Raw genomic sequence first — 12,812 nt, 5'->3', positions numbered from 1 at the left:
GATCTCCGATTATTCATCAACGCCGTGCTCAATATCGAGCGCCGCCATTTTTTTTGCATAGATGAAAATAAGCACAACGAAGGTATAAATTGCACCTTGTTGAGCAAACCAGAAACCAAGTTTGTATCCACCGATCTGAATATTATTGAGCACATCGACTAGTAAAATGCCGCATCCAAAAGAAACGACAAACCAGACCACAAGCAGCTTGATCATCAAGCTAACATTGGCGCTCCAATAGGCATTATTCTTACTCATTATTATTATCCTCATTAGGTAAGTGCATATTGATGATGAACCCCTAATGAAAAAGTCAGTATTAGACTTTAGTCGAGACGCTTTGTTTACAGAGTTTGAAAGGAAAGAATACGAAGGATTTTAGCGAGAAATAGAGACAGGTCTAACGACGACTTTCAAAACGTCGTTAGACCTTTGTAGAACTAAGTTAGTGGCTAAGATAGAGCAACTAGTAGACGAAATCTTCTTTAGCGACGAAGTCTCTGTGCTTAGAGGCTAATGCTAACGTTCCTGTGTTTGCCTCATATTGAGGTATCTGAGGTGCTGATTCTACTAAGCTTAGTGCTTCATTTAAGTAAGCTTGCCATAGATCGTGTTTTGCTCGAATGTCTAATATCTCAATCTGACTTGAGCCTAAGTTAGGTGCATGCATCAAGCTATCTAAGCCAAGGCTTAAACTCATTACCTCTGCTTTTTTACCTTCATACAACCAAAGATCTGTAGTCTGATCATATTCATATAAAGACATTAGTCTAAGACCATGCTTAGCAACAAACTCTATCGCTTGTAAAATGAACTCAGCTTCTTCTTCTGCAATAAAGTAGTTTAAGTTAAAGCGAACCCAACCTGGTTTGAAGCGTTTGTCTTGGGCGATTAAATCGACGAGTTCAAGGGATGTTTGCTCATCAATGTTTAGTAGGTCATGACCATAAGGACCAGCACAAGAACAGCCCGCACGCATTTGAATGCCAAAGAGATCATTCAATAGACTCACGACTAAACCATGGTGCAGGTAACCAAACTCTGTTTTTACCCTAAATGACGTAATAGACAGGCGCTTGGCATTTGGATTGCCTAAAACTTCAATGGCGTTGTTGTTATCAAATTTTTGTTTAATAAGGTCAGACCACTTTTCTTCTAATGCTTCAATAGCGTCATCACCAATATCTGACTTCACTTTAAACGCAAGACCAGCACGAATAGATTCTATGATAGCGGGTGTGCCTGCTTCTTCACTTCGCTCGCCCGGCGCTAAAAAGGTGTGATTATCACGGCTAACAAAAGAAACCGTACCACCTCCAACCGTTGAAGGTCTGTCATTAGTGAGCAGGGCACGCTTAATAATCAAAACACCCGGTGTACCTGGGCCGCCAACAAGCTTATGTGGTGAGAAGAAGAGCGCATCTTTATTCGCGCCTACTACGTCAGAGTTCATAGCCACTTTCATGTAAGGTGCACCCGCTGCAAAATCCCAAAATGATAATGCTTGATGTTGATGTAATAGCGCTGCAACAGCATCTTGCTCTTGGATAATGCCTGTTACGTTAGATGCAGCAGAGAAACTTCCTATTTTTAGAGAGGTGTTTTGGTGTGCTTGCAGCTGAGTTTCAAGGTCATTTAAGCAAATGCCGCCATCTTGAGCTTCTTTGATACGAACCACTTTTGCACCAGACTCACGCCAAGGTAATTCATTAGAGTGATGCTCGTAAGGACCAATAAAGATTACAGTGTCGGAATCATTTAGGTTATGGGCTAAGGTCAGAATACGAATGAGTTTATCAACCGCTGCGGTTGCGCCTGAACCACAGAAAAGTACAACATCATCTTTAGTTGCATGACATGCTGATGCAATAAGCTGTCTCGCATCCTCACGGTAAGCGCTTGTTTGACGGCCAGTAACAGTCGCTTCTGTATGCGTATTGGCATAAAACGGCATGACTTTTTGAGTAATAAAACTTTCTATAAAGGATAAGCTACGGCCTGATGCAGTGTAATCGGCATAGGTGATTTTACGTGAGCCAAATGGTGTTTCAATAAACTCACTGTCACCAATAAGCCCTTGTCTCACTGACTCTAACGCCATAGTTAGTTTTGTATTTTGTTGGGTTGAAAGGGTCATGCACTTATCCTCTACTATGATCCCTGCTCCCATGTTAATCCTTTACGCTGGGTAAAGGCAGTTCCGTTGTCCACTTGATTTGCTCCATTGCAAAATTCGAAGTGACGTCGGTTAGCGAGGTTGCAGAAATCAGTCGTTTATAAAATTCGTCATAGGCTTTGATGTCGGACACCAGCACCCTTAAAAGATAGTCGTATTCACCCGCCATGCGATAAAACTCAACCACTTCTGGAAATTGAGCAACCACATTTGAGAAGTTGTCTAACCAGTTAGCGTCATGCTGATTTGTCTTCACTTGCGCAAATACAGAGACACCTAAATTGAACTTATCACTGTTTAACAGAGCAACTCTTTTACGCACATAGCCCTGTTGTTCTAACTTTTGAATACGACGCCAGCAAGGGGTTTTTGAGAGTCCTACATGGGTCGCCATGTCTTCTAGGGAAATACTATCATCCCTTTGAATTAAAGTAAGTAGTTCTAAGTCTGTGCTATCCATGGGTATTTTTTCTCTTCAAATTGTATTTTGTTGGTATTTTATTTCTACTTGTTAGGGGTTTTCAAGTACTTTTAGAAGTGGTTTTTATCAAAGCTGAAATTAGCAAAAAAAGGTTGTGTGAAAAACAAAGAAAAATAGTTAAAAAAACATTAAAAAAGTGAAAATAAATTCAGAAAAGGGATGTTTTTAACGATGACTAGGAAATGAAAGGCCAAAAAAATACCCAAAACAGAAATATGTTGGGTATTTTTGATTCGTTTTAGATTACTGTTATTGTAATAATTAGGTGGTCAATAGATTGAGAGCTTTATTAGAGTCTGCATTTGCCTGGGCAAGAACAGAGCCTCTGGCATCATTAACCATATTCTGTTGTGCTCGCTCTGCAACTTGAATCGCAAAATCAGTACTGGTTATTCTGTCGTGCATCGCATCGAGTTGCTCTTGTGTACTGAAGAGCTTTTTCATTGTGGTATTAAAATCTGTTTCTTGTGCGTTGTATTGAGATCGAATATCTCTAACGACATCCATGCTGCCATTAATAGAAGAGAGTGAATCTCGAATAGATTCAGGACTATTCAGATCTATCTCGTATAAACCTTCTCTTTCAAATTTGCCATCCACATTATGAGTGACCACGGTAACGCCATATTGAGTTTCGTTATGAGAGGCGAAGGTCTGGTTAGTATTCTGAGTTAAAAGAGGGTCTCCACCATACTTGGTAGAATCGAATAAATCTTGAATACCAGCCACAATATCTAATGCTTGAGCTTGAGTGCCTTCCACTTGAGTTTGAAACTCTTCTTGTGATTGACCTTCCTTTCTCTCGTTTGGCGTATCTTGAGCAAGTTTCTGTAACTCTTTCAAACCACCTTGAATTTCATCTAAAGAATCATTTGCCACTTGAATCATGGAGTAGGCATTAACCGTGTTACTGATCTGCTTTTGATTCTTGTTGATTTCAGTTGTTAAGCGTTCAACAGAACGTGTTAACAGGGCTTCTTTTTGGTTTGGATTAATTTGTTGAAACGTATTATCAGCCTGTTGTTGGCTAATGTGTTTAGTATTAATTTTGTCTACATAAGTATCACGGGCTGGGCGAGTGTCTTGTCCTCCGCCTGTTCTAACAACATCTTTAGTCGCTTCGACAGCAGGCGCTGCAGAAGTGCTAGCCGGAGCATTAACACCTGCATTTGCGGCAGCAGAAGCACTTGTTGTTACAGGGTTAGTAGCAGCTTGGCTCGCAGCACTAGGACTAGAGGCTATTTGACTAGACGCAACACTACCTGAAGCAGCAGGTGTTGTAGCTGCAGAGACAGGCGCAGCATTGCTGGAAGCTGCTGGCAGTGTCATAGGTGGTATTGTTGTAGTAGAGCCATTAATAGTAGACATTGACTAAATCACTTTCTGTTTACGTTTTAATCAGTATAACTTTGAAATTCATCGGAGTTAATAGCTTATCACTGATAAAAACCTAGGAGAATGGCTATTTTCTTCAGAGGTGGTTGATTTATATGCTATTTATCAAATTGTAAAATTACATATAGATTGATTAAATCCGGTTACATTTAGTTAAGTAAGGTACAAAAAGGGAAAGGTTAACCTTTAAATGAGAGAGGAAAACAGCCTCAATTCGCCGTTTCCTTTGCCTGTTCAGCAAAGGAAACGGGTTCAGTTATTTAGTATTTATCCCCAAGACACCTTGGCGAAAGCGCTCGATTAAGCCTTTTATATCTTCATGTACCATGAGTAGTGCAGGGATAAGAACCAAGGTAATGACTGTTGCGTATAAAATGCCATATGCAAGTGAAACTGCCGCAGGAATTAAGAACTGTGCCTGACGTGAGGTTTCACCTAATAAAGGCATTAAGCCTACAAAGGTGGTGATAGAGGTTAATAATACTGCTCTTACTCTATCTCGGCATGCTTGATTGATCGCTTCTTTGATTGAGTTAGTTTCTTGCTTAAGCTCATTAAAGCGAGAGGCTAATAGCAGGCTATCGTTCACCACAACACCACTTAAGGCGATGATGCCATTCAAAGATAAAATCCCCAAAGCCAAATCATTAGACCAATGACCTAACATGGCACCTATGATGCCAAAAGGGATCGCCATCATAATGAGAAATGGTTGCACATAGGATTTAAGCGGAATAGCCAAGAGAATATAAATAATCAACATCGCCATGATGAAGACAACCAGCATGGACGATTGAGTTTCAGCTTGCTCTTTTGCTTCTCCTGCAAAGCTGATATCAAGGCTTGCAAACTGTTGTTCTAACTCAGGTACTAACTCTGATTTAATTTGACTGACTAATTCAGTGGCAGATAAAAGGTCCTTATTCAATTCAGAACTAATATAAACAGCACGTTTAGCATCAATACGCACAATTTCTTGTTCGGTAAACCCAGAGCTGATATTCACTAATGCACTCAAAGGAACCTGATTACCGTCGTCTAAGCGTATTTGAGTATCTATTAGGTCAGTCATACTCGCATCAGAGCTATCTGGGTAACCTAGTTGTACCTCCACTTCGTCACTGTCTCTTTGATAAGACTGTACCTTACTGCCATCAAAGTAACTTAATACTTGGCTAGATAAGCTTTGTGTGGTTAAACCTAATGCTCGCCCTTGTTCAGTTAAACTCAAATTTAGCTGTGATTGGGACAGTGCGGCATTGTCTTCGACTCCACTGACCGCAGGAATAGAAACGAGGTAGTCCTTAAGTAACTGAGATGCTGCGCTTAATTCTTCATTACTCGAAGATCTTAATTCAATACGTAGTGCATCAATACTGCCTCGACGAGTTTGAACCTTTAAGCTTTTAGCACCTTCGGCTTGGCCGATGCTTTTTTGCCATGCAGACGCAAATTGTTTAGCGCTATAAGATAGATCAGAATCTAACTCAATAGTGATCCTACCTGATTGATCGCTACTAGAACTGACTTGTAGGTTAATAATGCCATTGTCAGTGCTTGTCTCATCTCTAAGTTTTAGCTCTGTGCTATAGGCTGCTGCTTCCATACGAGCAAGCACTTGATAGGTTTGGCCGTAACTCACATCATTATGCATGCTAAGGCTCGCACGCACGGTATCTCCTGGAATACTTGGGAAGAAGCTGACTCGAATCGCCCCAGTAAATGGCATACTGGCAACCAATACAAAAATACCGACAAAGAGAATCAAAACCCCATAACGATTAGCCAAAGCAAAATCGATACTAGGCTTATAAATACGTTGAGTAAAAAAGCCTAGACCTTTATCCGCTAAACTTTGTACCCAGCGAATTAACATCATGGGCCAAAAACGGCTTTTAGCTGGTCGAGTATTTAAATGAGCTAAGTGAGCAGGGAGTATGAGTTTAGACTCAACGATAGAAAGCATTAAGCAAACGGCAACAACAGTGCCAAATTGAGCGTAGAGAGTACCTAACCTACCTTCAATATTGGATAAGGCAAAACAAGCTGCAACCGTTGTAAATACACCAAATAAGGTGGGGACAGCGACTCTTAAAGTTCCTCTAATCGTGCTGGCAATATTATCCCCATGCTTGGACCTTTCACTGTAAACACTTTCTCCCACTACAACGGCGTCATCCACCACTATGCCAAGGGCCATGATGAACCCAAAGGTGGTAAAGGCATTTAGACTCATTCCTAAAAAGCCATCTCCCATTAAAAATAAGGTCCCAAAGAAGATAAAAGGCAAGCCTAAAGCAACCCAGAGGGCAACACTCAGGTTCAAAAAGATAGCCAGCATTAAAAAGACCCAGAACACACCGTTGATTGCATTATCAATAAGAAGGTCTAAGCGTTGATTAATCGCCTTACTGCGGTCATACCAAGTAGCAAGCTCTACACCCGTTGGGAGTCTGCCTGATTCTGACCATTCTTGGCTAACGGCTTTGGCGGCAATTACAGAGTCGGAGATGTCAGTTAGGCCAGTGGTAATGACTTGAATAGCAATGCTGTCTTCATTATTGAAGCGAGAGAGTACCGCTGTATCTTCATCATAGGTGTCTCGAATAACCGCCACATCGGATAATAAAAGGCGGCTACCATCGCTAAAGGTTTTGATGGTTAGTTCGGCAAAATCACGGGTTTGGTAAGCTTGTTCAGAAGATTGGATTTGAAGGTATAAGTCCGCATTTTTAAGGGTGGCGGTATTGGCGTTGGTTGATTCTTGGTTAATGGCGTCCGCTACATCACTCAAGGTCATGTTGTAAGACTGCAAACGGCCTTCATCAATATCTACTTTGATAGTGGCATCTAACCACCCTGAAATCGTTACTTGGCCAATATCAGGGTTAGCCAGTAGATCAGCTTTTAAATCAGTCGCAAGGTTTTGTAGTGTATGTCGGCCAACATCACCATAAAGCTGTAGCCAAAGGGCGTGCTCTTCACGTGCAGCCTTTTCTAGAACAGGGCTCTCAGCATCAGAAGGAAAGCTAGAAATTGTATCTACCTTGGCCTTCACATCTGTCATGAGTACATCAATATCATATTCAGACAGCTTTTCTAAACTAACGCTTACTCCATTTGCGTTAGATGTAGTTGTCATGGTCTTGATACCTTCAACCGTTTCCAACTCATTCTCTAACGTAATCGCAATGCCTTCTTCGGCTTGATGTGCAGAACCACTGTCATAATCAATGCTAATGGTTATGGTATCGGGTTCGGTACTGGGAAAGGCTTCTTTACGTAAATCTCCCATGGTCAAAGCACCAAGGGCAATCACAAGTAGCATTAGTAGATTAGCTGCAACCGGGTTATGCGTGAACCAAGGGATAATGCCACTTGGGGAGTTCGCCGAGTTCGGGCCATGAGGGTGGGCAGATGACATTAGTTATCTCCCTTCACATTCAAGGCTTGGCTTGGATTCGCTGAGTTTTCTTGTGAACTAGACTTCTGTGCTAATAACTTTCTTGAGTTATCTTGGGGCTGGCTAGCATCTAAATTGCTTTTAACCTTCATACCCTCTAAATAACTATTGTAAGGGCGAATCAAGACCCGTTGTTCATCTGCTTGTAAGTCGGTAGGTGGGGTAATATACACTTGTCCGTTAGCACTAAAGACAGGATCAGCACTAAATGCAGCGAGTCTATTTTCTTGGTTTAAATACCAGACTTGGCTTTTCTGACTAAAGGCCGTACTAGGTAATTGCCATAGTTTGTCCATAGAACCCCCCTTTAAGCTGGCTTTCACAAAGCTGCCTGCATAAAGCGCTGGGGTTTGCTGTAATGGATTATCAACTGCGATAACTAAGGTTCTAAGACGAGTGCTGCTATCTCTATGGCTATCTGCAGAAAGCACATACGCTTGCCATTTAGCTTGAGTTTCAACATCCGTTAAAGTGACTGGCCAGCGTTCTTTTTGCATGGTTTCGATACTAGGCAACTTAGCCCAATCTTTAGCTGAAAGCGCTATCTTAATATCCATACGGTCTGTGTTGTAAATGGTGCCAATCTCAGTACCTGCCTGTACATAACTGCCTGGAACGATTTCACGGCTAACAACGAGCCCATTAAATGGGGCTTTGATGCGAGTATCCGCAAGATTTTGTTCTGCTTCTTTAAGGCTAGCTTTAGCGTCTAAAAGGGCTGCTTTTGCCTCAGCGATTTGCGGCTCTCTTAGCACTAGATCTGAACTAGGTTGGCCAGAAAGCCCTGATGCATTCCATTCATCAAGTGCTTGTTCAGCACTTCTTAACTCTTCTTTTAATGCGACTACCGCACTGGTAACGGCATATTCTTGGGTTGCCACGCTAGCTTGATAACTTGTGTCTGAAATGATGGCAAGTAACTCTCCTGCTTTTACCTTTTTACCTGCTTCAAACTCTTTGGCTAAATGGGTGATCTGCCCTGAACTCTGTGCTTCTAAGGCAAGAGAATATTTAGGTTCGGCACTACCAAATGCCTCAATAACAGGTTGATAATGCCCAACCTTTGTAGGTAGAACAGAAACCTGAGGCAGTATTTGTACACTCGCTTTTTTAGGTCTCGTTTGGTTCTTCTTCGCTTCAAGTTGGCTTGAAACAAAGGTGAAAATTAGCCCAGACACCAATAAACAGGCGATTAAAAAGGCAAATTGGGAGAATTTGCGTGTCATGGTGATACTCCATTTGAGGCAGAAAGGGTGTCCCTTGTGTTTTGATCTTTATCTTGAGTGTTAGTGACTTGGCCAGATAATCCAAGTGCTAACCCTAGAGTAATACGGTTATCAAGGCGCTGATAAATAAGATCATCCAATGAGGCAATTAAGTTAAATACATCCTGTTGCACTCCCAGCAAATCGACAATATCAACACTGCCGTTTTTAAAGTTCTTTTGATATTGCAGCAGGTTGTTCTTTTCAGCGGTTAAGGCATCTTCAAGGTGCGTTTGGCGAAGGTTCAGTGACTTCTCAAGGCTAATGGCATTTTCAACTTCAAATACTGCATCTAAGAGAGCTGCTCTGTAGACCTGATAGCTTTGAGCCGCTTCATATTTTGCCACATCAATCGCAAGGTCTAGTTTCCCTTGTTGGAATAGAGGAATGGTTAGCTGCCCTAATAACCCCCATACTGGCGAAGTGAAAAGCGCAGCAGAAGGAGAGTAAGCCACATCGGTTAAGCTAGCGCTCAAACTCAGTGAAGGGAGTAAATCTTTATAAGCAACTTGGACTTCTAGGTCCGCTTGTTCGATATCATAAAATGCAGACATTAGATCAGGGCGACGCGCTAAGGTTTGCTCAGGTAATTGCGCTAAAGGAATGAGCACCTTAGGGTAGTCTGTTGGCATTTGAATATCTTCAATTTTGCTATAACCCAAAAGGCGCATCAAACTGCGCTGGTTAATAGCTAAATCTTCACGATATTGCTCGACCTTTTCTTTAGCGCTAGATAAAGAGCTTCTTGCGCCATCTAACCCTTCAAGATCACCATTACCATTTTTATAACGGTTTAATAATAGGGATTCGTTTTTTGCTAAGAGCTCAACTCTATCTTCTTCAACTTTCAATGCTCTTGATTGAGCGATTACCCCTAGCCAAGCAGACATAACTTGAGCAACTAAGGAATCTAATGAGGCCTGATAAAGTGCTTGTTGGCTTGAAAAGGCCTTCGCCGTGGCTTTATTTCCATCCGCTATTTGAGACCATAAATCAGCTTCCCAACTGACCGTAAGACCTCCCGTATAGGTATTATTTTTCCCTTCATCATTGTTGGCTTTAAATGATGCATCCAATGTTGGCAACAAGCTATCATCCGCTTGATTTAACTGTGCCCGGCGTATTTTAAGAGTAAGTAACACTTGCTGAAGGTCTGGGTTAGCACTAATTCCTTGTTCGATTAAAGCAGTTAAGCTTTTATCATCAATTAACTCCGTTAGGCTGGTGGCTTCACCTGTAATCGGTGCAGATTGCCATTGCGCTTTTTCTGTTTGCACTTCAGAGGCGGCCAAGCTATTAACATTCGCAGGCTCATCATCAGAACTTGGTAGGCTTTGACAAGCGGCAAGGCTAAAAGCTAGCACAGTCATGCTAGAGAATTTAACTAACTTGTTATCGATATCTCTCTTAAAAAGAGGCATAAAGCGTATGGTCTCAAAGATGATAAGTTAAAATAAAATATATAAGAGAATCATAATACTTAGCTAATACTGAGATGTTTAGCAAAAGCTATTCGAAGTTGAATTATTTACTTTATTGACAGTAAATTCTGAATAAAGCTGACATAGAGTGCATGTTTGCCTGAAAAAAGGCTAACTTGATACATTTTGTGATATTTAGACTGAACGAATGAGAAATGAGCAAGGGCGTTAAGCGTCTTGCTATACATAATGATAAGGACAATCAGAAATCATGCAATATAAATTGGAAATCTACGCCCCAGAAAACGAGGTAATCAAGATATGTGATCTGCTTATTGAAATGGAAGCGGGCATAGTGGGCAATTATGATAGTGTCATCTCCATTGTTAATATCTCAGGCTTTTGGCGACCTAATGGCGCATCGACGCCTGTCACAGGAGAGAAGAACCAGATTAACTTTGGTCATGAAGTCCGTATCGAGGTGCGTTGTGACAAAGAGAAAGTTGCGGCGACGCTCAAAGCTATTCGTCAAATCCACCCATACGAAGAGCCTGTCATCAATATTATTCCCCTTGCAAATCATGAGTTTGAATAGATAGAAATTATCTTTTGGGAAATAGCTAAATACGAACTTTCCTTGTTCGTATTACCTAAATTTATTACTTAATCAAAGTAGGACTCCCAGCAGCCTCCGTTAACGGTATCTGTTGGTAATAAACTTAGATCACTGGATGCAGCAATGAAGTATTCATCTGTACCATCAGAACTACATTGTAATGGTTCACTGAAATAAAATTGATTAACGCCGTTTAATTGCACCCAAGTACCGGATGGATTTTCAGCACTTTCCCACCAAATCCTTTGCCAACTATTATAATCAACTTGATAAGGGGCAGCATGGATATTCTGATCATAGTCTTTACCAAGATTTATCATGATGACATCGTGGCCCTGGTTACCATTGCCATCGGCATCATAATTAAAGTCTCTGATAATGTTTAAAGTGTTATCTATTACAAAAAGGTCTGTATCGCTGCCTTCAAACTCAGTATCTTTACCTGAGGCATTATCACCATCACCCCATAAATAGTCTTGACCCCCATGACCTACTAAGATATCAGAACCTCTTCCTCCAAAGATATAATCAGTTCCGCCTGCACCAATAAGCAGGTCGTTACCGTCCATACCGTATAATCGACCAGCGATAGCTGAATCGTCATAATCTGTAAAGTCATGTACTGCTAAGGTATCCGCATTGTCTGTTCCAGCAATATATCTGTCGGTCCCATTGCCGGTATCGGCTATATTAGCACCCTGGAAAAAGCGGCCAGCATAAGCGCCATAAAGATATAGCGAGTCACCGTCATCCAACTCAAGTCCATTAAAGAAATCTTGAGCACTAGTATTATTGCTGACATTAAATGCGCTTAACTGGGAGTCGATTGTGCTAGGGTCATATCGACTACCATTACCATCATAATAATCGCTACCATCGCGAGTTATTTCTAAGCGAGTTTTATCGACAACCTCATAAATTTGCCCTAGCGCGGTGTTAAGTGAAACAGAGCTACTTTGTAAGTTATTACTTATGTAGTTTTGGAAAGAATAGCCAGGGCTCAAAATTGCCACTATGCCGCCATTACCACTACTTGTTTGGTCAGCGTTAAGCGTAAAGTCCCCATGCGAAGTACTGGTTTCTCCTCGGACGTCACCAAACTCATCAGAGCTTGTTACCACGAATATATCTTGCTCATCAAAGTCTAAAAAGTCTACATAGTCTGCTTGCGACACCACACTTTCAGACTCAACACCAGATGCCATAAGGCTATTAACGGCTGTCATGAGTGCACTGGTACCTGTGCTATACATGGCGGAAACGAGTGGGTTTCCTTGAGTTGCTGTAGAGGCTCCTAAAATAGAAACCCGTAATATGGTTTGACCTACTCCCCAAGTTTCCCAATCGACAGCTGCATTTGCACCTGCGACCGTATCATCAAAGTCACCTGAAGTGACAATGTCTTTACCTGCTCCTCCATAAACTTCATCAATGTCTGAGCCAGTGCGTTTACCTGGATCAATAAAATCGTTACCATCGCCACCATCTAGATAATCTTGATCTTTGCCGCCAAAAAGGACATCGTTACCGGCTTCGCCATAGAGATAATCATCTGCGGCCCCACTATCAAGGTAATCATCATTATCACCTCCATAAAGGGTTTCTCTGCCCCCATCACCTAGTAAGGTATCTTCACCATCCTCACCATAAAGCCAGTGATCGCGATTATCGTCACAGTTGATTTGTAAGGTATCTTGACCATCGCCACCGTAAACTATGATGTTAAAATTAGTTGCTGGCTCGTAACAATTTTGTGCTAAAAAAGTATCGTTCCCACCACCCATTTCAGCATATACATCTAAATTTTTTTTACCGCTAGCTAGATGCCAAGCCCCATGATATTCGTAATAATCGTTGCCCCCATACATATAGGCATACCAATCATGGTTTTTTGAGTGGCCTGAATCAGTTGTATAATAATATCTATCAACTGTTTTTGAGTCATTACCACCACTACCTGAGTATTCGTGCTTAGCCATTTGTATTCTCCAAAAT

At 41.5% G+C, this 12,812-nt stretch carries 9 protein-coding genes; 1 reads left to right on the top strand and 8 read right to left on the bottom strand.

The annotated features are described in order from the left end of the window. Positions 1–9 precede the first annotated feature (9 nt). The 7 genes from Q0A08_RS09855 to Q0A08_RS09825 all read right to left on the bottom strand — a co-directional run bounded on the left by Q0A08_RS09855 (position 10) and on the right by Q0A08_RS09825 (position 10,201). Positions 10–258 (bottom strand): DUF4212 domain-containing protein, encoded by a 249-nt coding sequence (locus Q0A08_RS09855; RefSeq protein ID WP_438466787.1) that lies wholly within the window; start codon positions 256–258, stop codon positions 10–12. A gap of 208 nt (positions 259–466) precedes the next feature. Continuing rightward, complete coding sequence (locus tag Q0A08_RS09850; protein WP_438466785.1) at positions 467–2,137, bottom strand: aminotransferase class V-fold PLP-dependent enzyme; 1,671 nt, start codon at positions 2,135–2,137, stop codon at positions 467–469. A 34-nt stretch (positions 2,138–2,171) separates the two neighbouring features. Next, positions 2,172–2,636 (bottom strand): Lrp/AsnC family transcriptional regulator, encoded by a 465-nt coding sequence (locus Q0A08_RS09845; protein WP_438466783.1) that lies wholly within the window; start codon positions 2,634–2,636, stop codon positions 2,172–2,174. Positions 2,637–2,918: 282 nt separating this feature from the next. Continuing rightward, complete coding sequence (locus Q0A08_RS09840) at positions 2,919–4,025, bottom strand: hypothetical protein (protein ID WP_438466781.1); 1,107 nt, start codon at positions 4,023–4,025, stop codon at positions 2,919–2,921. A 283-nt stretch (positions 4,026–4,308) separates the two neighbouring features. Further along, complete coding sequence (locus tag Q0A08_RS09835) at positions 4,309–7,476, bottom strand: efflux RND transporter permease subunit (RefSeq protein WP_438466780.1); 3,168 nt, start codon at positions 7,474–7,476, stop codon at positions 4,309–4,311. Next, positions 7,476–8,741 (bottom strand): efflux RND transporter periplasmic adaptor subunit, encoded by a 1,266-nt coding sequence (locus Q0A08_RS09830; RefSeq protein WP_438466778.1) that lies wholly within the window; start codon positions 8,739–8,741, stop codon positions 7,476–7,478. Before Q0A08_RS09830 ends, Q0A08_RS09835 begins: the two co-directional genes overlap by 1 nt. Further along, on the bottom strand, positions 8,738–10,201 hold the full coding sequence (locus tag Q0A08_RS09825; protein ID WP_438466776.1) for a TolC family protein: 1,464 nt from the start codon (positions 10,199–10,201) through the stop codon (positions 8,738–8,740). The genes Q0A08_RS09830 and Q0A08_RS09825 overlap by 4 nt, the downstream gene beginning before the upstream one ends. A 271-nt stretch (positions 10,202–10,472) precedes the next feature. Between Q0A08_RS09825 and Q0A08_RS09820 the strand changes: the two genes are divergently transcribed. Further along, positions 10,473–10,796, top strand: a complete 324-nt coding sequence (locus Q0A08_RS09820) for a hypothetical protein (RefSeq protein ID WP_438466774.1) — start codon at positions 10,473–10,475, stop codon at positions 10,794–10,796. A gap of 68 nt (positions 10,797–10,864) precedes the next feature. On the opposite strand, the gene Q0A08_RS09815 is transcribed toward Q0A08_RS09820, so the two are convergent. Continuing rightward, the gene (locus Q0A08_RS09815) at positions 10,865–12,796 is read right to left on the bottom strand and encodes a calcium-binding protein (RefSeq protein WP_438466772.1); all 1,932 of its coding nucleotides are present in this window, start codon (positions 12,794–12,796) and stop codon (positions 10,865–10,867) included. Positions 12,797–12,812: the final 16 nt, after the last annotated feature.

Source organism: Marinomonas sp. PE14-40 (assembly GCF_051623805.1).
Lineage (GTDB): Bacteria > Pseudomonadota > Gammaproteobacteria > Pseudomonadales > Marinomonadaceae > Marinomonas.
Note: the sequence above shows the minus strand (reverse complement) of the source record. Positions and strands in the feature narration are given on the sequence as shown.

Bases quoted from the DNA above. Each gene is read 5' to 3' on its own strand.
- Q0A08_RS09835 (WP_438466780.1), bottom strand. From the start codon at position 7,476: ATGTCATCTGCCCACCCTCATGGCCCGAACTCGGCGAACTCCCCAAGT.
- Q0A08_RS09820 (WP_438466774.1), top strand. From the start codon at position 10,473: ATGCAATATAAATTGGAAATCTACGCCCCAGAAAACGAGGTAATCAAG.
- Q0A08_RS09850 (WP_438466785.1), bottom strand. From the start codon at position 2,137: ATGACCCTTTCAACCCAACAAAATACAAAACTAACTATGGCGTTAGAG.
- Q0A08_RS09840 (WP_438466781.1), bottom strand. From the start codon at position 4,025: ATGTCTACTATTAATGGCTCTACTACAACAATACCACCTATGACACTG.
- Q0A08_RS09830 (WP_438466778.1), bottom strand. From the start codon at position 8,741: ATGACACGCAAATTCTCCCAATTTGCCTTTTTAATCGCCTGTTTATTG.
- Q0A08_RS09855 (WP_438466787.1), bottom strand. From the start codon at position 258: ATGAGTAAGAATAATGCCTATTGGAGCGCCAATGTTAGCTTGATGATC.
- Q0A08_RS09815 (WP_438466772.1), bottom strand. From the start codon at position 12,796: ATGGCTAAGCACGAATACTCAGGTAGTGGTGGTAATGACTCAAAAACA.
- Q0A08_RS09845 (WP_438466783.1), bottom strand. From the start codon at position 2,636: ATGGATAGCACAGACTTAGAACTACTTACTTTAATTCAAAGGGATGAT.
- Q0A08_RS09825 (WP_438466776.1), bottom strand. From the start codon at position 10,201: ATGCCTCTTTTTAAGAGAGATATCGATAACAAGTTAGTTAAATTCTCT.